Below are 19298 nucleotides of genomic sequence, written 5' to 3'. Positions count from 1 at the left end.
GGATCCCCGGTAGCAAGCAAGTACGAGTTCATCGACGAGATGCGGCTCGACACCGAGAAGTACGCATACAGCATCGAGTTCATGTGCGGCCGCCTCGGCGTCTCCAGATCCGGCTACTACGACTGGCGATCCCGCCCGGAATCCGCGACAGCTCAACGGCGCGAAGAACTGAAATTGCTCATCGAGAAAGCCTTCCACATGTCCGACAGCACCTACGGGCACCGGCGCATCCAGGCCCAGCTGCACCGCTGGGGCGTCGCCGCGGGCGTGGAGTTGGTCCGCCGACTCATGCGCGAACTGGGCCTGGTGCCCTGCCTGCCACGGCCGAAGAGGTTCAACCTCACTCAAGCTGCGGCCCGCCAGGTGCCGGACCTCGTCGGCCGCGACTTCACCGCGGATGCGCCCGGCGAAAAACTCGTCGGCGACATCACTTACATCGCGACCGGGGAAGGCTGGCTGTACCTCGCAACGGTCATCGACTGCTGCACGAAGGAAGTCATCGGTTACGCGATGGACGACCACTACCAAACCCCACTTATATCCAGGGCGATCCGCAACGCGGCACGGAACAGGAACCTCTCGGCCGACGCGATATTTCACTCGGATCGCGGAAGTAACTACATGTCAGCCGAGTTCGGGAGGACGTTGGACCGCTTCGGACTCCGCAGATCTGCCGGCCGCACCGGGATCTGTTTCGACAACGCCATGGCTGAATCATTCTTCGGCGCCCTGAAGAACGAGCGCGTATCAAGGGTGACTTACCTGACCCGCGAGGCCGCCCGGCAGGACATCACTCGCTACATCGAATTCTGGTACAATCGCAAACGCCTCCACTCGGCGGTGGGTTACCGCCCTCCGCGCGAAGTCCATGCCGAGTACGAGAAGTTGCGAATCGCCGCGTGAAATAAACGGTCAGAAGCCTGTCCGGAAAGCGCGAGGCCCCTCACAGTCCCACGTAGCGCACCGGCTTGCCAAGGACGGCGGAAATCTCTTCGGCGGCTTCCGCATAGGTCAGTGCCTTCGGCCCGGTGAGGTCATAGACGCAGCCGTCGTGGCCATCAGTGGTGAGCACCCGCGCTGCGACACGGGCGATGTCGCCGATGTCCACGAAGCTGATGGGTGCGGTGATCAATGGGAGGCTGAACTCCCCGGCCTCGCGGATGGACGGCTGGCGCAGGAAGTTCTGCAGATAGAAGTTGGGCCGCAGGATCGTCCAGGGCAAACCGGATGTGATCAGCGCCTGTTCAACGGGCCGATGCAGCCGGGCGATCGGTGAGAGTCCTTCGTCGGCCCGCCAGACCGACAGCTTGACCACCCGGACACCTACCGCACGGGCGGCTTCCAGCATGTTGAGTTCGTGCGTCGTTTGGTCGGGGCCGGTCGCGCCGAGGAGGAATACGGTCTCGATGCCGTCGAGTGCAGGACCGATGGTGTCCGGGACGGCCAGATCGAGCGTCACCGCCCGACCACCGGACCTGGTCACCTGACCGGTGGTGCGCGGATCACGGTACGCCGCCCGCGCGGCCACTCCGTCGTTGTGAAGGCGAGTGAGGAGAGCCGTCCCGACATTCCCACTCGCGCCAGTCACCAGAATCATGGTCACATCTTCCAGGTGACAGCGGTGAACAGGCCAAGGATCACGGCCGCCCCCAGCAGGCAGGCCGCCAGGAGCCGCTGACGCAGCAGGCGGTACGCCTCCTCGTACTCCTCGCGCAGATCCCGGCTCCGCTCGGCCGTACGCTGCCAGGAGGTGCGCGCGAGCCCGAGGTATTCCGCCTCGAACCGGCGCTCCACCTCCGCCCGCTGCCCCTCCGTCAGCCAGTCGAGCGAGGCTGTGAAACGCAGCGCGGCCGCATGCCCTTGGTCGCGGACGGACACGAGGAGCAGATGCCCCTCGACCTCGTTGAGGAATGCCTTCGTGTCCACGGGGTGCTCGTCCATGGCCGTCACAGCGTCGTCAACTCCCTGTCGACGGTCGCGAAATCGGAATGGTGCAGGTCGAACGCCGGGGATTCGCTGCGGATCCGGGGGAGGGAGGTGAAGTTGTGCCGCGGCGGCGGGCAGGAGGTCGCCCACTCCAGGGAGCGGCCGTAGCCCCACGGGTCGTCGACCTCCACCTTCTCGCCGTACTGCGCGGTCTTCCAGACGTTGTAGAAGAACGGCAGGAACGACATTCCGAGGAGGAACGAGAAGATGGTCGACACCGTGTTGAGCGTCGTCAGACCCTCCACCGCCAGATAGTCGGGAATCCGCCGCTGCATTCCGTTCACCCCCAGCCAGTGCTGGACCAGGAAGGTGCCGTGGAAGCCGACGAACAGCGTCCAGAAGGTGATTTTCCCGAGGCGCTCGTCGAGCATCTTGCCGGTGAACTTGGGCCACCAGAAATGGAATCCGGAGAACATCGCGAACACGACGGTGCCGAAGATGACGTAATGGAAATGGGCGACGACGAAGTAGGTGTCGGAGGTCGGGAAGTCCAGCGGCGGGGAGGCGAGCATCACGCCGGTCAGGCCGCCGAAGACGAACGTGATCAGAAAGCCGGTCGCCCAGAGCATCGGGGTCTCGAAGGACAGGGAGCCCTTCCACATCGTTCCGATCCAGTTGAAGAACTTCACGCCGGTCGGTACGGCGATGAGGAACGTCATGAAGGAGAAGAACGGGAGCAGTACACCGCCGGTGACGTACATGTGGTGGGCCCACACGGTCACGGACAGACCCGCGATGGCGATGGTCGCGCCGATCAGGCCCATGTAGCCGAACATCGGCTTGCGGGAGAAGACCGGGATGACCTCGGAGATGATGCCGAAGAACGGCAGCGCGATGATGTACACCTCTGGATGGCCGAAGAACCAGAAGAGGTGTTGCCACAGCAGGGCGCCGCCATTGGCCGCGTCGAAGACATGCGCCCCGAACTTGCGGTCCGCCTCCAGCGCGAACAGCGCCGCGGCCAACACCGGGAAGGCCAGGAGCACGAGAACACCCGTCAGCAGCACGTTCCACGTGAAGATCGGCATGCGGAACATGGTCATGCCCGGCGCGCGCATGCAGATGATGGTGGTGATGAAGTTGACCGCACCGAGGATCGTGCCGAAGCCGGAGAAGGCCAGACCCATGATCCACAGGTCGGCGCCGATACCCGGGCTGCGGACCGCGTCCGACAGCGGGGAGTAGGCGAACCAGCCGAAGTCGGCCGCACCCTGCGGGGTGAGGAAGCCGCCGACGGCGATGGTCGAGCCGAGGAGATAGAGCCAGTACGCGAGCATGTTCAGCCGCGGGAAGGCCACATCCGGGGCGCCGATCTGCAGCGGCATGATCCAGTTGGCGAAGCCCGCGAACAGCGGCGTCGCGAACATCAGCAGCATGATCGTGCCGTGCATCGTGAACGCCTGGTTGAACTGCTCGTTCGACATGATCTGCAGGCCCGGACGGGCCAGCTCGGCGCGCATCAGCAGCGCCATCACGCCGCCGACCAGGAAGAACGCGAACGACGTGACCAGGTAGAGCGTCCCGATCGTCTTGTGATCAGTGGTCGTCAGCCACTTGAGGTGCCTCATGCCCCGCCTGTGTCCGCTCCGGGTACGCCGGTCACACTCGGGTGACGCGACGAGAATCACGGAAACGGGTGTGACGATCCGGATGGTGCCGGACACGAACGGGACATGAGCAACGACGAGATCTTCGCCGCTGCCTATCGCGAGCACTACTGGGCGGTCAGCCGCTATGTCGCGCGGCGACTGGGCGGGCGGGCCGGCGAGGTGGAGGAAGTGGTGGCGGAGGTGTTCACGGTCGCCTGGCGACGCCGGGCCGACCTGCCGGGATCCCCGCTGCCCTGGCTCTACGGCGTGGCCCGCAACTGCCTGGCGAACGCGGTACGCGGCTACGGGCGGCGCCGCCGCCTGGTCGACCGCCTGGGCAACGACGAGACCGCACACGGCCGGCAGATCGTGGCGAGCCCCGATGCGGAGACCCCGGGCGGCTGGGTGCACGAGGCGCTGGCCCGGCTGTCCGAGGCCGACCAGGAGGTGCTGCGCCTGACGGCATGGGAGGAACTGGGCATCGACGAGGTCGCGGTCGCCCTCGGCTGCGGAACGAGGGCCGCATCGATGCGGCTGCACCGCGCCCGGCACCGGCTGAGAGCCGAGATAGACCGCATGGGACCCCTGCGCCCCAGCGCGGCCTCCGCCGACGCGACCCCCTCGAAGGAACACGGCCATGGCTGACGAACTCGAACTCCTGCGCCGCGCCAACCCGGTGCCGCTCGACGGTCCCCACTACGGCGACGGCCCCCTCGACCACCACGCCGAGCGCCGGCTCAACCGGCTGCTGCACGACCGCCCCACGCGCCGCCGCACCCGGCTCGTCTGGAGCCTCGCCACCACCGCCGCCGTCGCCGCGACCGCGTTGGCGTTGCTGCTCAGCGGCCCCGGCACCGCGCCCGCGGTCGCCGCACCCCGCCCGCTGGTCGTCCAGGCAGACTCCACCCCCGTACCCCTGGAGGAACTCGCCGACCGCGCACAGCGGCAGGCCACGGCGGAGGATGCGCCGAGGCTGCGCAAGGGCACGCATGTGCAGTCCTGGAGCCTCGGCATGAGCGACGACAAGCCCCCGATCACGCTCCCCGAGGAGCGCGTCGTGCGCTGGAAGGCCGACGGCAGCCACACCGAGCTCGTGGTGGCGACCGACCCCCGCCACCCCGGCCGGCCGGTCCTGCGCGACGACGGCGGCGACCCACACCTGGTCGAGGACGGCCATGTCATCAGCAGCCGGACGTTTCCGCCCAGTTGGAGCGACGCGCCGCCCGAGTCCCCCCCGCCGAACGGCACGGCAAGGCTGCGGGTCTACCTCCAGGAGGCCTCGTACACCCGCACCAAGCTGACGACTCCCGAACTCCTCGACGCCGTCGGGGTGTTGCTCGACCACTGGACCCTCGGCTCCCGCGAGTCCGCGACGCTGGCCCGGCTCCTCGCGGGCACCGAGGGGCTGCGACCGGTCGGCCAGGTCACGGACCGGCTCGGGCGGCGCGGACAGGCGTACGAGTACGAGGGCGCCGGCTACCGGCGGATGCTGATCATGCAGCCGTCCACCGGTGCGGTCCTCGGCCTGGAGACCGTCGTCACCGGGGCGGAGCCGGAGTACGGCGTCAAGGCCGGCGACGTCATGGACTACAGCGCCTGGATGCGCTGATCACACCCCGAGCTGCCGGGCGGCGGCATCCACGGTCTGCTCCAGCAGCGTGGCGATCGTCATCGGACCGACACCGCCCGGCACCGGAGTGATCAGACCGGCCCGCTCCACGGCGGAGTCGAAGTCGACGTCGCCGACGTTTCCCGGGTTGTAGCCGGCGTCGATCACGACCGCGCCTGGCTTGATGTCCTCGCCCCGGATCAACCGCGGCCGCCCCACGGCGGCGACCACGATGTCCGCCTCCCGCACGACCGAGGACAGGTCCCGGGTACGGGAGTGGCAGTACGTCACCGTCGCGTCGCGGGCGAGCAGCAGCATGCCGGCCGGCTTGCCGAGGATGGCGCTGCGGCCCACGACCACGGCCCGCTTCCCGGACGGGTCGACGCCGTACTCGTCGAGCAGCCGCATGATGCCGCCCGGCGTGCACGACACGAAGCCCGGCAGGCCGAAGCTCATCGTCGCGAACGAGGCGAAGGTGACGCCGTCGACGTCCTTCTCGGGCGCGATCGCCTCGAACGCGGCCCGCTCGTCGATGTGCTCGCCCATCGGGTGCTGCAGCAGAATGCCGTGCACCCCCGGGGCGTCCGAGAGGGAACGCAGGGCGCCGACGAGTTCCTCGGTGGTCGTGGCGGCGGGAAGTTCCACCTGGCGCGACTCGATACCGGCCTTGCGGCAGCGGTTCCGCTTCATCCGGACATAGGTGACGGAGGCGGGGTCCTCGCCGACCAGTACCGTCGCCAGGCACGGCGCCGTTCCGGTCCGTCCGGTGAGGTCGGCCGCCCGCTTGGCGGTGTCCTCGACGATGCGCCGGGCAAGGGAGGTGCCGTCGATGAGCCGGGCCTGGGGCATGATCCACTCCTGGGCAGGTGTGACGTACCGCCCAGGCGCACGGCATCGACTCTGCGTGGCCGCTCCCCGGTGGTACTCCACCTCAGCGCCAGTCACGGCCCGCCCTCAGACTAGCCGAGCCGCCACGGCGGTCAGGAGCCCCTGTCACGGGGACGCCGAGAAGGTCCAGGTCGATCGGGCGATGATCTGGACCCTCGCGGTTGTGCCCCTTACTCGTCCTACTCGTCCCACGCCTGGATCAGGACCTCTTCGCTGATCTTGCCGTCACGCAGGGTGATCATCGACTCGGCCAGGACGCGTGTCCCGTCCGAGTACTGGCAGGACTGGCTGTAGGCGGCATGATCGCCCTGAATGATGCACTGGTCCACTTTGTGTGTCATGTCACGGCTGTAGATGTCCTCGAACATTGCGCCGATCTCCTGGCGACCGCGCAGAACCTTGGGCTGGCTGGGCTGGGTGTTGCGGTCCACGATGCGTACCTGCGCGTCGTCCGCATAGAGCGACAGAAGATCCGCCGCAGTGTGTCCTTCGACCCCCTTGCGCAGGGTGTCCGCGCTGAAGCCGGGAGTTGCCGTGGTGCCCATGATGACCTCCTTCGAGGGACGCGACCCGAGGAGCTGCGGGCCGCGAAGGACCCCTCCTTCGAGGCTCCTCCGCCGCGGCGGCCTCGGCAAGCGCAGCCGGAGCACTGCCCCTGATGGGTGAGTGGCGTGGCGCGGCCGTGACCGCCGCAGGCCCGGTGACGTTGTGGGAAGCATGATCTCAACACGACGTATCGTCGCCGCCGTTGGTCTCGCCGCAGGAATCACCGCCCTTGCCGCGCCGCTTGCCTGTGCGTCCGACGCGACCATCCAGAACAAGGACGCGAGCGAGCTCAACCCGATCTCCACGCTCGACTCGCTCGCCCAGAGCGGCATCCCGGCCGAGCGCAGGGCCGAGGTGCCGCGCCCTTCCGAGCAGCTGCAGCACCTGAACCGACTCAACAACCTCGAGCAGCTGGACCGGGTCGCCCGCATGGGAGCCGCCAGCGGGTTCCCGGGGGCCCTGTAACCCGCCGACGCCGCATCGAACGTCCCCCCCACAGCGAAAGGGCCGCCCGGAGACGGGCGGCCCTTTCGCTGTGGGGGTGACCTGATCACGACCCTGCTCTGGAAGGGTGAAGGAAGTGGAAACCGGGCCGGGGGTGCATCAGGAAGTCGTGGTGCGAGATGTTCCACGCGTAGGCGCCCGCGAGCGAGAACACCACCCGGTCGCCGGCCCTGAGCCCCGGCGCGGGGACCCGGCGGGCCAGGACGTCCTTCGGGGTGCACAGCTGCCCCGCCACGGTGACCTGCTCGCCCTCGGCGGCCGACCGCGGCCACGGGTGCGGCCAGGCGTCCACCTTCAGCACGGAACAGGGCTGGTCATGCCCCTTCGTCGCCGGGGTCCGCAAGTGGTGGGTGCCGCCGCGAACCACCGCGAACTCCTCGCCGTGGCTGCGCTTCACGTCCAGCACCTCGGTGGCGTACCAGCCGCAGTAGGCCGTCAGCGCCCGCCCCGGCTCGATGCGCAGGGTCAGCTCGGGGTGCGCCTCGGTCAGACGGGCGAGCCCCCTGCCGTACGCGGTCCAGTCGAAGCGGTGCTCCGGATCGGTGTAGTCGACGGTCATGCCGCCGCCGACGTTCACCTCGGCGAGCGGAACACCGAGGCCCGTCGCCCAGGACACCACGGACTGGGCCACCGCCAGCTGTTCCGCCGCCTCCAGGCCACTGGCCAGGTGCGCGTGAACACCCCGTAGTTCGAGGTGCGGATACGTGCCGTCGGTGAGCGCCCGTACGACGTCGACGGCCTGTGCCGGGTCCAGGCCGAACGGCGTCGGACGGCCCCCCATCGCCAGCGAGCTGCCCGCCAGCGCTCCGTCCGCGACCGGAAGATTGACGCGGACCAGCACCGCCACCCGGCGCCCCGGCGCGCAGGTCCGCGCCAGCTCGGCCAGCATGCGCAGCTCGTACGCGCTCTCCACATGGAAACGCTCGACGCCGAGCTCCAGCGCGGTCCGTACCTCGTCCGGTGTCTTGCCGGGACCGCCGAAGGCGAGCGGCCGGTCCGGGACCGCCTTGGCCACATGGGCGAGTTCACCGCCCGAGGAGACCTCGTAGCCGTCGACGTAGGGGCCGAGCGCGCCGAGGATCTCCGGCTCCGGGTTCGCCTTGGCTGCGTAGTACACCTCGACCCGCTCGGGCAGTGCGGCCCGCACGGCGGCGGCATGAGCACTCAGCGCCGCCAAGTCGTAGACGTACGCGGGCAGTTCGGTGACGGGCAGGGACAGGACGTGGTCGTGGACCGCGGGCGTCGGGTCGGTCATCGGGCGCTCCCGGTCGTGTCGCGCAGGATGTCCTCGGCGAGCGGTGACGGCAGCCGGACGTACCCGGCGTCCCGGTCCGCCTTGCGTTCCCAGCGGGTCAGCAGGTTGGCCTTGGCGGGCAGCGGCACTCCGGCGAGCAGGGCGGCGAGCCTCGGCGGGCAGCCGTGGCGGTCGGCGTACGCCTGGAGCGTGGCGCGCACCCGGGCCCACAGGGCCGCCTCCGCCTGCGGGTGCAGGTCGGCGAGGGCGGCGAGCAGCTCGGCGACGTGGTTGACGAGCAGGCAGTACACGACCCGGTCCCAGCCGCGCTGGGCGTCGTACGTCATCGGGCCCGCGACGTCGGGCGGCAGTGCGGCCAGCGTCTCGGCGTGGTGTTCGGGGACGAGCTTGGTGCCCTCCAGGTCGCGGAAGAGGACCTGGGCGGGCATGCCGTCGGCGCCGACGCACACCAGGACGTTCTGCAGATGGGGTTCCAGGACCAGGCCGTGGTCGAAGTAGGCGGCCAGGACGGGCGGGACGAGCAGGTCGAGATACGTCGTCCACCAGGCGAGGGTGGTGCGTACGTCCGCTCCGTCGAGGAGGCGGGAGACGTGGGCGGCGCCCGTCGGGTACTCGTCGGCGACCGCGGCGGCGAGGAGGGGGACGGTGCCGGGGGCGAGGCGGCGCGGCAGGCCCTCGCGGACGATGACGCCGAAGCCCTCGAACAGGTCGCGGTCGGGGGTGCCGTCCGGGCCGGGCAGGGCCAGCGTGCGGTAGGCCGGCTCGCGCAGCACGGCGCTGCCGGGGAAGCGGTCGGCCAGGTCGGCGAGTGCCGGGGCCAGCAGACGGGTCAGCGCGACGGCGCCGGACAGCTCATAACTGCTGTTCTTGCGCAGGCAGTTGGTGATGCGGACGTTCAGGCTGAACTTGAGGAAGGTCTCCCCGTCGTACAGGGTGCGCACCGAGGCGGTGGCCGCGAAGGGGTGTCCGCCCGGCCCCAGGTCGAGGATGTCACCGCGGTCGAGGGCGGCGCGCAGGGCCGGGTGGGCCCGGAGGGTCTCGTACTGCCAGGGGTGGGCGGGCAGCAACCGGTAGCCCTCGGGTACGTCCGAACGCAGGCGGTCCAGCGGGGCGGTCGCCGACGGGTCCGCGGACTCCTCGGCGATCAGATGGGCGCGGACGGCGAGGTGGTGCAGCGGGAAGGAGGCACCGACCTCGGGGGCATACGCGGACCAGGCGCGCGGGTCGCCGGTGCGGGCCTTGGGCGTGGGGTGGAAGCGGTGCCCGAAGAGCAGGGACTGCTCGGAGGCCAGGTAGGCGGAGAGGCGGTCGTCCGGGAGGCGGGCGGGGCGGTCGGCGGCGAGTGCGGTGGTGATGGCGTCATGGCTGGAGGTGATCTGCTCCAGGAACTCCTCGTTGCGTACGCCGGTGCGCAGCGACAGCTCGTCGTGGGTGTACTCGGCCAGGCGCCGCCAGTCCACCGCCGACCAGCCGTCCTCGCCCTGTTCGCTGACGGGGCCGGTGAAGCGGTGCGCGCCCAGCAGCGAGGTGCGGCGCAGCGCGACCCGTAGCAGCACCCCGCGGCGGGGCAGCCGCAGCAGCAGCCGGCCGTCGGCGACGACCGACTGGTGCTCGGGGCCCGACACCTCGCGCAGCAGGCAGTTGAGGAGCGTGTGGGCCACGGCGTCGTCGGCGGAGGGGAGCCCGGCGGGCGCGGCTGCAGTGGCGGGCGGGCAGAGCGAGATCGCGGTCCCCCCGGACGAGGTCTGGGGACGGATCAGCGAGGGCATCAGCGGCTCCTGCGGGTGCGGGGGGTCAGCGGGGGGAGGAGAGCGGCCAGTACGGTGACGGCGGCGGCCGCGCTGCCGATGAGCACGGGTGCGGCCGGGCCGAAGCGGGCGCTCCCCGCCGCCGCGGCCAGTCCGGCGGCGACCGCGCCGGCCTTGGAGAAGAACTCCAGCGAGCCGAACATCCCGCCCGGCGCCCGGCCCTTGGCGCAGTCGGCGGCCAGCACCGACAGACACACCAGGCCGAGAGTCAGACCCGCGCCCAGCAGCAGCCGTACGGCGATCAGCGTGGGCAGGGAACCGGCGACCCCGTGTCCGGCGAGCCCGAGCGCGATGCAGGCGAAGCCGAGCGCGATCCCGGTGCGGGGGCGGCGGTGGAAGGCGGAGTGCACGGCCAGCGCCGAGACCAGATAGCACAGGTGGGGGAGGGCGAACAGCACGCCGGAGAGGGTCGGTGAAGTGCCCGGGAGGCGGTCGTCGACGAGGGCGATCAGGTAGGGGAAGGAGATGACCGTGGAGAAGACGAAGGCGAACTCCAGGGCGTACAGGGTCTTGAGCGAGATCACCGGTGGCTCGTGCGCGGCAGTCGTCTCTGGGGCGTTCTCCGACTCCTGCGCGGTCGGCTCCGGTTCGGGCAGTGCCGCCAGCAAAAGGGCGGCCGCCAGCGGCAGTACCGCGAGCAGGGCGTACTGGCGGTGCGGTGACAGCCGGCCCGACAGCGAGCCGACCACGATCGGGGCCACGACCAGCGCGGCCCGCGCGCTGCCCTGCATCAACGTGAGCGCCTTGGACAGGGCCGGCCCCTCCAGGGCGGCACCCAGGTACCCGTTGGACGCGGCGAACGTGCCGCCCAGGATGCCCTGCAACACCAGCGCCACCGTGAACGTGGCCAGGGAGTCCGCCCAGCCCGCGAGCAGGAAGGCCACGGCCAGCCCCAACTGGGCGCGCAGCAGCAGCCGTTTACGGCCGTAGCGGTCGGCGAGGCGCCCCCACAGCGGGGCGCCCAGCGCCCCGAACACCGTCGGGACGACGTACAGCACCCCCGCCCAGCGGGCATGGCGGTCACCCAGCTCCGGGAGGATCTCGGTGAGATACGGCGGCAGCCCGAGCGCCGCGAAGGACGCCACGAAGTAGCAGCCCGCGACCGCGTGCACATGCCCGCGGGTGAACGCCGTACCCGGCATCCGCAGGATCTCGGTGCTCATGCGGAACCCCCCTCGGACAGCAGGTAGTTGGGGCCGCTCGTGTAGTGCTTGTTGATGTCAGCGGCCCCCGAGCGCTCCTTGCTGAGCAGCGTGCCGGCCGTGACCATGGCCTTGACCGGCAACCGCGGCGCATCGAGGACACGCGCCCGCAGGACGGCGCCCGCATCACCGCCGAGCCGGTCGACGGCCTCCGCGAGCCGATCGCGTACGAGCGCCAGCAGCGCGTCCCGGTGCTCGGTGAGCCCGAATGCGTAGGCTCCGGCACACAGATGGACCGTGATGGTGGCGAACACGTCGGCCACCGGCCCGTCCCCGGCGGTGAAGGTCCGCGGATCGTCGAAGCCCCACGGCCCGGGCAGTACGGTCGCCAGCCGGGTCGCGTTGACGCGGGGCCCGTCGTTGTCCTTGAACAGCAACCGCAGACCGCCCGGCCCCAGCACCAGCGAGACGTTCTGCTGGTGCGACTCCAGGGCGATGCCGTAGCCGAACAGGGTCGTCTGCCAGTCGAACAGCAACGACAGGCAGGCATCCAGCAGGGCCAGTGGATCGCCGCCGTAGAAGCGGTCGGCCAGGTGGTCGAGGACCAGTCGGCCGCCGGGCGCCTCGGCGAGGAGCGCGGCCAGCGGAACGACGACGGAGTCCTCGGGAGTGGCCGGGAAGCGGCGGCAGAGAACTGCCAGCAGTTCGTGTCCGGCGTGCGCGTACGTGGTCTCGTCCGCGTGCAGGATCGTGTCCCGGAAACGCGGTTCGCGCGCGATCACGGCCTCCACCAGCCGCTGCCCCGCCGCGCCGTCGACGAGCGTGCCGGGCTTGATGGAGCGTTTGTTGCGCAGGCCCAAGGTGGCCGTGGCCAGGGGGAGTTTGAGGTGCAGGGACGGATCCGCGGCCACCGCGACCGTGCGCATCGAGAGCGTCGGCAGGACTTCGAGGTGAGCCTGCTCGGCGAGCAGCGCACGGCCGGCGAGGCCGGTGGTCCGCAGCGCCTCCTCGAGCGGCGCGCCCACGGTCAACGGGTGTACGGGCAGCGCCAGATGGGTCTGCTCGACCTCGGGCAGACCGAGCCGCGCGGGCGAGGGCCACAGCCCGGGAAGCGGGCCGGTCAGGGTCACCGCCTCACGCGGCACCACGAGCCAGCGCAGGGCGAAACGGGGATGGAACTCCGGTGCGTACGACCGCAGTTGCTCCTCCGACAGCCCTGAGCGGCCGCGTGCGGTCGGGTAGACGGGATGGTCGAGGCGGGCCGCGAGGGTGTCGTACGCCAGACCCGTCCACCGGGCCGGATCGTCCCCGTACCGGTCGATGAGCCGTCGGCCGACCTCGTCCCGGGTCCGCTCGTGCAGCCGCATGGTGTCCAGCGTCTGACGGCACTCCTCGGCGAACGCGTCGAAGCCCCCGCGGTCCACGGGCTCGGCCAGCTCACGCAGCGCACCGAGCACGGTCTCGTACGAGGTCAGCTCGGTGCCGTCCGACTCGCGCGCGAGCAGGGGCAGCCGGGCGCGGTGCTCGCACTGGTAGCCGTCCTCGGTGACGGGCAGCAGCAGGGCGTCCTCGGCGGTGGGCAGCCTTAGCCAGGCGCCGTCAGGGCGGTGCACGAGCGCGCTGCGGCTGCGCAGCCCGACCACGTCCTCCCGCAGCAGGGCGCTGAGCACGCGGGTGAGCAGCTCCGCCTCACAGGTGTCCGTCACGGTCGGCGTGGTCACGGCTGGATCTCCCAGCGCTGCGCGGCCAGGAAGCCGGCCGACGCCCGGTCCACCGTCGCCTGGTCGGTGCCGACGGCCCGCAGGACCCCGAGGTAGTCGCGGTTGGTGCGGTACAGCTCGTGCCGCTCGCCCACTGGTCGCAGTGGACGGTATGTCAGATGCGCGCCGTCGACAGTCAGTTCCTGGGCTGCGGGGGCTTCGATCAAGGTTCCGGCGCGGTCGGCGCAGGGGTAGTCCAGGCGCGCGGCGCCGTCGCGGCGGCCTCCCAGGTCGGTGGGGAGACGCTCGCCGAGATGGGCGCGGAGGATCAGCTCGAAGAGCGGTATGTCCAGCAGCCTGGCCAGCAGCAGATCGCACTGGTCGCCGATGGCACGGTAGTTGACCTCGATGATCCTGGCCCGGCCCGCGTGCACCACGAACTCGGTGTGACAGGCGCCGAACCCGACGCCCAGCGCGTCCAGCTGGGCGAGAACCTGTGCGACGACCGGCTCGGGATGGGCCGGCACGAAAGTGAGGCGCTCCTCGATGAAGTACGGCGGGGGCGACAGCTCCGTGTGGAAGCCGCCCAGCACATGGCGCACATGCCCGTCACCGAGCGTCTCCAGGGTGTACAGCTCGCCGGGTAGGTACTCCTCGACGAGCAGGACGGCTCCGGGGCGGCGCTGAAGGATGTCCTTGGCGTGCGTGGTCAGCTGCTCGGCGTCGTCGACCAGGACGACGTCCTCGCTGGCTACGCCCTCGCGGGGCTTGAGGACGCAGGGGTACGGCGCGTCGTCCGGAGCGACCGGCTCCATGAGCTCGGCCGACCACACCGTGTCCACGCCTGCGGCGGCCAGCCGGCGCCGCATCTCCGCCTTGTCCTTGGTGGCGAGGGCGGCCCGCCAGTCCTTGGCGGGCAGGCCGAAGTAGGCGGCGGCGAGGGCGGCCTGGGCCTGGAGGTGGTCGCTGTTGGTGAAGACGGCATCAGCACGGTGGTGCGTCGAGATGCGGGTGATGACCGCCCGGTGGTCGCGGACATCGCACTCCAGGACCTCGGTCTCGGGGTGGGCGCGACGGTGGGCCTCGGGCTGGTCGGTGAGGACGGTGACGTCCAGGCCCAGCCGGGCGGCGGCGGGCAGGAAGCCCTCGGAGACGGAGTCGGTCGGATTGAGGGCAAGCAGATACAGGCGCATGGCTGAGGGACAACTTCCGCTGGCGGGTGGGGGGTCGGGGGCGGGCGCGGCGGTGCTGCGGCCCGCCCCGAGGGAGCGGGAGTTACTTCTTCGGGAGCTCCACGCCGGTGGCCTTCGCCACGTCCCCCAGCATCTGCTCCGCGGCCTGGACGCCGATGCCGGACATCCACGTCTCGTCCGGGACGGTGAAGACCTTGCCGCCCTTGACGGCCTTGAGGGACTTCCAGACCGGGTTGGAGGTGACCTGCGTCTGCTGGGTCTTGTCCGGGGTGTCGGCGGTGGTCACGAAGATCAGGTCGGCGTCGGCCTGGTCGATCTCCTCCGGGCTGACGTCCTTCATGGTGACGGCGGGGTCGTTCGACACCTGGGACTTGGGCCGCTTGAAGCCGATGTCGTTGAGCACGACACCGCTGTAGGAGTTGGTCTGGTAGAGGCGGGTCGGACCGGCGATGAAGCGCACCACGGACGCGGTCGGCATGGTGCCGCCGTCCTTCTTCCTGATGGCCTCACCCAGCGCCTTGGCCTGCGTCTCGTACTCCTTGAGCTTCGCGGCGGCCTCCTTCTCCAGGCCGAGCGCCTCGGCGTGCACCTTGAGGTTCTGCTTCCAGACACCACCGGTGGTCTCCGTGAAGACGGTCGGGGCGATCGCGCTGAGCTTGTCGTAGACCTTCTCGTGCCGGACCTTCGACGACAGGATCAGATCCGGCTTCAGCGAGGCGATCTTCTCCAGGTTGGGCTCCAGGAGCGGGCCGACGTCGGCCGTGCCGCTCAACTCGCCCTTCAGGTAGGTCGGGAAGCCGCCCTCGCTCTTGAAGTGCGGGGCGACCGCGCCGACCGGGTCGATGCCGAGCAGGGTGACATCGTCCAGCTCACCGGTGTCGAGCACCACGACCCGCTTCGGCTGCGAGGGGATCCTGACGTCGCCCATCACCGTCTTGAGGGTGCGCGGGAAGCCGGCCGATGCCGCGCCGGCGGCCTTCGCCGGGTCGGCCGCATCGGTCTTCTCGCTGCCGCAGGCGGCCAGTACGGCCGTACCGAGCACGACGGAGAGCAGCACGGCGATCAGCCGGCCGATTCCGCGCAGGGGGGAGCGCTTGAACATGGGGGGTGGGTCTTTCTGGTAGGGGAGTGGTGGGTCAGGCGGATGCGGCCGGTTGCCGGACCGCGCTGCTCTTCGGGACGACCAGCGGGGTGCCGGTCTCCGGGTCGGGGATCACCCGGCAGTCCACGTCGAACACGGACCTGACCAGGTCCGCGTCGAGGACGTCGGCCGGGGCGCCGGCGGCGGCGAGGCGGCCCTCCTTGAGGACCACCATGTGGTCCGCGTAGCGGGCGGCCTGTCCGAGGTCGTGCAGCACCATCACCACGGTGCGGCCCGCCTCGGCGTGCAGGGCGGCCACCAGGTCGAGGACGTCGAGCTGGTGCCGCAGGTCGAGGAAGGTGGTCGGCTCGTCGAGCAGCAGCAGCTCGGTGTCCTGCGCCAACGCCAGTGCGATCCAGGCGCGTTGACGCTGACCGCCGGAGAGCCGGTCGACGGGCTGGTCGCGCAGGGACGCGGTGCCGGTGCGCTCCAGGGCCTCGTCCACCGCCCGCTGGTCCGCCGCCGACCAGGGGCTCAGCAGCCGCTGATGCGGATACCGGCCCAGGCGTACGAGCGCCTCGACGGTGATCGCCTCGGGGGTGACCGGCTGCTGGGGCAGCAGTCCCATCCGGCGGGCGAGCGTCCGCGCCGACATACGGTGGATGTCCGCGCCGTCCAGCGTGACAGTGCCCGCGGACGGGGCGAGCAGCCGGCTCAGCCCCCGCAACAGGGTCGACTTCCCACAGGCGTTGGGCCCCACGATCGCCGTGACGTCACCGCCCGGCAGCGTCAGATCGAGCCCGCCGACGACGAGCCGGTCGCCGTAGCGCAGATCGAGGCCCTGGGTCTGCAACTGGTTGGTCATGCGTGGCTCCTCTGGACGGGTGAGCTCTGCCGGAACATCAGCACCAGCAGCCAGGGCGCGCCGAGCGTGGCGGTGACCGCCCCGACCGGCAGCCCCTCGACTGGCAGCAGGTGCTGCACCACCAGGTCGGAGGCGAGCAGCAGCACCGCTCCGGTGAGACCGGCCAGCCCCAGGGACGCGGCCGTCGGCGGACCGGTGACCAGGCGCACGAGGTGCGGCACGGCGAGCGCGACGAAGGTCACCGGACCGGCGAGCGCGGCCGCGAGCGACGCCAACGCCACGGCGACGAAAAGAAGTTGGAGACGCGCGGCGGACGTCCGCAGGCCCAGTGCCCCGGCCGATTCGTCCCCGAGGTCGAGCACGGCCAGCCGCCGGTGCAGTACGAGGGCGGTGGCGAACGCGAGCACCATGGCTCCGGCCGCCCCCCACACCTCCGGCCATGTCCGCCCGTACACCGAGCCGGTGGTCCACTGCAGCGCCGAACCCGCGAGCTCGGCCGGGAAGCGCACGATCATCAGGTTCACGGCGGCGGCCAGCCCCGCCTGCACGGCGAGCCCGGTGAGCACCAGCCGGGTGACGGGGAGCCCGGACCGCCAGCCGAACACCCCCAGCAGCAGCGCCGAGAGCAGGCCGCCGCCCAGCGCGCCGAGGGGGATCAGCGTCTGCGAGGCCCCGGCGGCGATCAGCGCGACCGCACCCAGCGAGGCCCCGCCTGTCACGCCCATGACATCGGGAGACGCCAGGGGGTTGCGGAACAGCCGCTGCAGCACACAGCCCGCCGCTCCCAGACCGGCACCGGCCACGATCGCCGCCACCGCCCTGGGCGCCCGGAACTGCTGCACCACCAGTACGTCCCCGGAGTCCCCGAGCCCGACCAGCGCCCGCAGCGCCGTGCCGGCGGGCATGGGCATCTCGCCGGTCGTCAGGGAGACGGTGAGCAGCACGAACAGTAGGAGGAGTCCGCCGGCGGCGAACACCAGGACACGGCGGCGCATCCGGATGCGGGGCAGGGACTTGGCAGGGGCGGTGGCGACGGCGGCGGTCATCGGGCCACCTTCCGGGCCAGCAGCGCGAGCAGGGGCGCGCCCAGGAACGCCGTCACGATGCCGACCTCCAGTTCCGAGGGGCGGATCACCATGCGGCCGAGGACATCGGCCGCGAGCAGCAGCAGCGGTCCTGCGATCAGACAGCCGGGCACCAGCAGCCGGTGGTCGGCGCCCAGCAGGGGACGTACGAGATGGGGCGCGGCGAGGCCGATGAAGGCGACCGGCCCGGCCATGGCGACCGCCGATCCGGCGAGCAGGACCACCGCGATGCCGCCGGCCAGCCGGATCCGGGCCACGGGCACCCCGAGCGCCTGGGCCGAATCGTCGCCCAGGGCAAGGGCGTTGAGAGCAGGTGACACGGCGAGGGCGACCACCAGGCCGAGCAGCAGGGTCGGCAGGACCGGCCACAGCACGTCGAGGGGCCTGCCGGACAGGGATCCGGCCAGCCAGAAGCGGGCCTCGTCGAGGGTGCGCTGGTTCAGCAGCATCACCGCCGACGTCCAGGACAGCAGCACCAGTTGGAGCACGGTGCCGCCGAGGGCGAGCCGTACGGGATCGATGTCCCCGGCGCGGCGGGCCAGCGCCTGGGCGAAGAGGGCGGCGCCCGCGGCCCCGGCGAACGCGAACCACACGTACTGCACAGGGTCGTTGAGCTTCAGCGCGAAGATCGCGACGACGACCGCGAAACCGGCGCCCGCGTTGATGCCGAGGGTGGTCGGCGACGCGAGCGGATTGCGGGTGATGCCCTGCGCGACGGCCCCGGCGACCCCGAGCGCGGCCCCCACCGCGAGACCGATGACGGTGCGCGGCAGCCGCAGCCCGGTGACGACGAGCGCCTCCCGGCCCTGGGCGTGGCCGAACAGTGCGTCGGCCACCGTGGACAGGGGCACCGACCGGGCGCCGAGCGCGAGACTCAGCGCGGTGCAGAGCACCAGGGCGCCCAGTCCGGCGAGGAACAGGGGGAGGTGTCTGAGGGCAGGGGACGGCACACCGACAGGTGCGCCCGGTCGGGTCGCAGTCACAAGCCGTGAGCTTAGGCTAGCCTTCCTTTACTTTTCAATCGCGAGATGACGCTGACGTGGGGGTTCCATGATCAGCACCAGTGAATGCCCTGCTGATCACCCTCGCCCCGCCGTGAAGTAAGGTGAGCCTTACCTTCTCGGTTCGCTTTGAACTTCCTGTGCTGGAGCGCCCATGTCCGTGGCTCTGAAGACCCCGTCCGCCGGTGCCGTCACGCATGCCCTCGGCGCCGCCTACCGCAGACTCGCCGACATCTGCGAACCGCTGGACGTACGGGTCGCCGAGCCGGGCCACGAGCCGCAGGCCGCGGTCACGGCAGCCGAGTTGGCGTCGGACCGCAGCGTGCTCGACGCCTTCGTCGACGCCGAGGCGGCCCGCATCCACGCCCGATACGGCGTCACCGCCCGCCGCGACGTCGCCGCCTCACGCGCCCTGCACGACTACGCCTGGACCCTCGGCGTCCTGCTGGGCGGGACCTGGTACCTCGAACGGCGCGTACCCCGCATCCGCCCCGAGGACCTGCGACTGCACCTCGCAACGGGTGCGTACACGATCACCCCCGGCACCGAGCTCGCCTGTCTGCCCGGCGACCCCCTCGCCTCGCTTCCCGGTGCACTGACGGCCCCTCAGGAAGAGTCCCTGCGAGCCGCGTTGCGCATGTCGACGGCCGACCACATGCGCCCGCTGCTGTCCGCGATCGGCCCCGTCGCACGACGCGGCGCGCGTTCCCTCTGGGGTCTGGTCGCCGACGACCTCGTATCCGGCATCTGGTACCTCGGCCGCATGCTCGGCCAGGAGACCACAGCCGTACGAGCCGCCACCGAAGTCCTCCCGACCGCCGTGCCCCCGTACCCGGCAGGCGCCGACTTCCGCCGGCTGGTGGCCGACGACGGCCGACGGCACGCCACGCGCACGCGTACTGGCTGCTGCATGTTCTACGCAATCCGCCCCACCGAGGCGTGCGCGACCTGCCCCCGCACCAGCGATACGGAGCGCCTGCGCAGACTCCAGAACTGAGAAGGAGACGGCCGTTGGAGCGCCCCTCAAGGGGCGCGGGGAACTGCGC

The 19298-nt window shown here is 70.9% G+C and carries 19 protein-coding genes and 1 riboswitch; of the genes, 5 read left to right on the top strand and 14 right to left on the bottom strand.

The window, feature by feature from the left end; translation table 11 throughout:
- Positions 1-903, top strand: a 903-nt coding sequence (locus ACWCRD_RS33495; RefSeq protein WP_450969493.1) for an IS3 family transposase, incomplete at its 5' end; no start/stop codon positions are given.
- Positions 904-943: 40 nt separating this feature from the next.
- Here the strand turns inward: ACWCRD_RS33495 and ACWCRD_RS33490 are convergent.
- Genes ACWCRD_RS33490 through ctaD form a run of 3 tightly spaced genes read right to left on the bottom strand, consistent with a single transcriptional unit; the run spans position 944 to position 3554 of the window.
- The gene (locus ACWCRD_RS33490) at positions 944-1597 is read right to left on the bottom strand and encodes an NAD(P)H-binding protein (protein ID WP_450969492.1); all 654 of its coding nucleotides are present in this window, start codon (positions 1595-1597) and stop codon (positions 944-946) included.
- A gap of 2 nt (positions 1598-1599) precedes the next feature.
- Entirely contained in the window at positions 1600-1941 is a 342-nt protein-coding gene (locus ACWCRD_RS33485) for a hypothetical protein (protein WP_450969491.1), read from the bottom strand.
- 5 nt (positions 1942-1946) lie between these two features.
- Complete coding sequence (ctaD, locus tag ACWCRD_RS33480) at positions 1947-3554, bottom strand: aa3-type cytochrome oxidase subunit I (RefSeq protein WP_450969490.1); 1608 nt, start codon at positions 3552-3554, stop codon at positions 1947-1949.
- Between the two features lie 105 nt (positions 3555-3659).
- On the opposite strand from ctaD, the gene ACWCRD_RS33475 reads away from it, so the two are divergent.
- Together ACWCRD_RS33475 and ACWCRD_RS33470 are read left to right on the top strand one after the other, a co-directional pair.
- The gene (locus ACWCRD_RS33475; RefSeq protein ID WP_450969489.1) at positions 3660-4220 is read left to right on the top strand and encodes an RNA polymerase sigma factor; all 561 of its coding nucleotides are present in this window, start codon (positions 3660-3662) and stop codon (positions 4218-4220) included.
- Positions 4213-5184, top strand: a complete 972-nt coding sequence (locus ACWCRD_RS33470) for a CU044_5270 family protein (protein ID WP_450969488.1) — start codon at positions 4213-4215, stop codon at positions 5182-5184. Before ACWCRD_RS33475 ends, ACWCRD_RS33470 begins: the two co-directional genes overlap by 8 nt.
- Here ACWCRD_RS33470 and ACWCRD_RS33465 read toward each other — a convergent pair whose 3' ends face one another.
- Both ACWCRD_RS33465 and ACWCRD_RS33460 read right to left on the bottom strand, forming a co-directional pair.
- Positions 5185-6033 (bottom strand): bifunctional 5,10-methylenetetrahydrofolate dehydrogenase/5,10-methenyltetrahydrofolate cyclohydrolase, encoded by an 849-nt coding sequence (locus tag ACWCRD_RS33465; protein ID WP_450969487.1) that lies wholly within the window; start codon positions 6031-6033, stop codon positions 5185-5187.
- Positions 6034-6055: 22 nt separating this feature from the next.
- A riboswitch (ZMP/ZTP riboswitch) is annotated at positions 6056-6139 on the bottom strand.
- 112 nt (positions 6140-6251) lie between these two features.
- A complete protein-coding gene (locus tag ACWCRD_RS33460; RefSeq protein ID WP_450969486.1) occupies positions 6252-6617 on the bottom strand; it encodes a nuclear transport factor 2 family protein in 366 nt (121 codons plus the stop codon).
- Between the two features lie 172 nt (positions 6618-6789).
- Here ACWCRD_RS33460 and ACWCRD_RS33455 point away from each other — a divergent pair, with 172 nt between their 5' ends.
- Positions 6790-7083 (top strand): hypothetical protein, encoded by a 294-nt coding sequence (locus tag ACWCRD_RS33455; RefSeq protein ID WP_344401393.1) that lies wholly within the window; start codon positions 6790-6792, stop codon positions 7081-7083.
- A gap of 85 nt (positions 7084-7168) precedes the next feature.
- Here ACWCRD_RS33455 and ACWCRD_RS33450 read toward each other — a convergent pair whose 3' ends face one another.
- From ACWCRD_RS33450 to ACWCRD_RS33410, 9 genes are all read right to left on the bottom strand, one after another.
- Complete coding sequence (locus ACWCRD_RS33450) at positions 7169-8377, bottom strand: type III PLP-dependent enzyme (protein ID WP_450969485.1); 1209 nt, start codon at positions 8375-8377, stop codon at positions 7169-7171.
- Entirely contained in the window at positions 8374-10146 is a 1773-nt protein-coding gene (locus ACWCRD_RS33445) for an IucA/IucC family protein (RefSeq protein WP_450969484.1), read from the bottom strand. Before ACWCRD_RS33445 ends, ACWCRD_RS33450 begins: the two co-directional genes overlap by 4 nt.
- On the bottom strand, positions 10146-11348 hold the full coding sequence (locus ACWCRD_RS33440; protein ID WP_450969483.1) for an MFS transporter: 1203 nt from the start codon (positions 11346-11348) through the stop codon (positions 10146-10148). Before ACWCRD_RS33440 ends, ACWCRD_RS33445 begins: the two co-directional genes overlap by 1 nt.
- The gene (locus ACWCRD_RS33435) at positions 11345-13048 is read right to left on the bottom strand and encodes an IucA/IucC family protein (protein WP_450969482.1); all 1704 of its coding nucleotides are present in this window, start codon (positions 13046-13048) and stop codon (positions 11345-11347) included. Before ACWCRD_RS33435 ends, ACWCRD_RS33440 begins: the two co-directional genes overlap by 4 nt.
- Positions 13045-14220 carry an ATP-grasp domain-containing protein gene (locus tag ACWCRD_RS33430; protein ID WP_450969481.1) on the bottom strand — a complete coding sequence of 392 codons (1176 nt, stop codon included), beginning with the start codon at positions 14218-14220 and terminating at the stop codon, positions 13045-13047. Before ACWCRD_RS33430 ends, ACWCRD_RS33435 begins: the two co-directional genes overlap by 4 nt.
- 82 nt (positions 14221-14302) lie before the next feature.
- Entirely contained in the window at positions 14303-15322 is a 1020-nt protein-coding gene (locus ACWCRD_RS33425) for an ABC transporter substrate-binding protein (protein WP_450969480.1), read from the bottom strand.
- A 34-nt stretch (positions 15323-15356) separates the two neighbouring features.
- Entirely contained in the window at positions 15357-16166 is an 810-nt protein-coding gene (locus tag ACWCRD_RS33420; protein WP_450969479.1) for an ABC transporter ATP-binding protein, read from the bottom strand.
- The gene (locus ACWCRD_RS33415; RefSeq protein WP_450969478.1) at positions 16163-17212 is read right to left on the bottom strand and encodes a FecCD family ABC transporter permease; all 1050 of its coding nucleotides are present in this window, start codon (positions 17210-17212) and stop codon (positions 16163-16165) included. Before ACWCRD_RS33415 ends, ACWCRD_RS33420 begins: the two co-directional genes overlap by 4 nt.
- Positions 17209-18201, bottom strand: coding sequence for a FecCD family ABC transporter permease (locus tag ACWCRD_RS33410; RefSeq protein ID WP_450969506.1), 993 nt, complete (start codon positions 18199-18201; stop codon positions 17209-17211). Before ACWCRD_RS33410 ends, ACWCRD_RS33415 begins: the two co-directional genes overlap by 4 nt.
- Before the next feature lie 205 nt (positions 18202-18406).
- Between ACWCRD_RS33410 and ACWCRD_RS33405 the strand changes: the two genes are divergently transcribed.
- A complete protein-coding gene (locus ACWCRD_RS33405) occupies positions 18407-19249 on the top strand; it encodes a (2Fe-2S)-binding protein (RefSeq protein WP_450969477.1) in 843 nt (280 codons plus the stop codon).
- Positions 19250-19298: the final 49 nt, after the last annotated feature.

Source organism: Streptomyces sp. NPDC002092, from assembly GCF_053593775.1.
Note: the sequence above shows the minus strand (reverse complement) of the source record. Positions and strands in the feature narration are given on the sequence as shown.

Bases quoted from the DNA above. Each gene is read 5' to 3' on its own strand.
- ACWCRD_RS33455 (WP_344401393.1), top strand. From the start codon at position 6,790: ATGATCTCAACACGACGTATCGTCGCCGCCGTTGGTCTCGCCGCAGGA.
- ACWCRD_RS33425 (WP_450969480.1), bottom strand. From the start codon at position 15,322: ATGTTCAAGCGCTCCCCCCTGCGCGGAATCGGCCGGCTGATCGCCGTG.
- ACWCRD_RS33440 (WP_450969483.1), bottom strand. From the start codon at position 11,348: ATGAGCACCGAGATCCTGCGGATGCCGGGTACGGCGTTCACCCGCGGG.
- ACWCRD_RS33445 (WP_450969484.1), bottom strand. From the start codon at position 10,146: ATGCCCTCGCTGATCCGTCCCCAGACCTCGTCCGGGGGGACCGCGATC.
- ACWCRD_RS33430 (WP_450969481.1), bottom strand. From the start codon at position 14,220: ATGCGCCTGTATCTGCTTGCCCTCAATCCGACCGACTCCGTCTCCGAG.
- ACWCRD_RS33475 (WP_450969489.1), top strand. From the start codon at position 3,660: ATGAGCAACGACGAGATCTTCGCCGCTGCCTATCGCGAGCACTACTGG.
- ctaD (WP_450969490.1), bottom strand. From the start codon at position 3,554: ATGAGGCACCTCAAGTGGCTGACGACCACTGATCACAAGACGATCGGG.
- ACWCRD_RS33465 (WP_450969487.1), bottom strand. From the start codon at position 6,033: ATGCCCCAGGCCCGGCTCATCGACGGCACCTCCCTTGCCCGGCGCATC.
- ACWCRD_RS33485 (WP_450969491.1), bottom strand. From the start codon at position 1,941: ATGGACGAGCACCCCGTGGACACGAAGGCATTCCTCAACGAGGTCGAG.
- ACWCRD_RS33405 (WP_450969477.1), top strand. From the start codon at position 18,407: ATGTCCGTGGCTCTGAAGACCCCGTCCGCCGGTGCCGTCACGCATGCC.
- ACWCRD_RS33470 (WP_450969488.1), top strand. From the start codon at position 4,213: ATGGCTGACGAACTCGAACTCCTGCGCCGCGCCAACCCGGTGCCGCTC.
- ACWCRD_RS33450 (WP_450969485.1), bottom strand. From the start codon at position 8,377: ATGACCGACCCGACGCCCGCGGTCCACGACCACGTCCTGTCCCTGCCC.
- ACWCRD_RS33460 (WP_450969486.1), bottom strand. From the start codon at position 6,617: ATGGGCACCACGGCAACTCCCGGCTTCAGCGCGGACACCCTGCGCAAG.
- ACWCRD_RS33415 (WP_450969478.1), bottom strand. From the start codon at position 17,212: ATGACCGCCGCCGTCGCCACCGCCCCTGCCAAGTCCCTGCCCCGCATC.
- ACWCRD_RS33490 (WP_450969492.1), bottom strand. From the start codon at position 1,597: ATGATTCTGGTGACTGGCGCGAGTGGGAATGTCGGGACGGCTCTCCTC.
- ACWCRD_RS33420 (WP_450969479.1), bottom strand. From the start codon at position 16,166: ATGACCAACCAGTTGCAGACCCAGGGCCTCGATCTGCGCTACGGCGAC.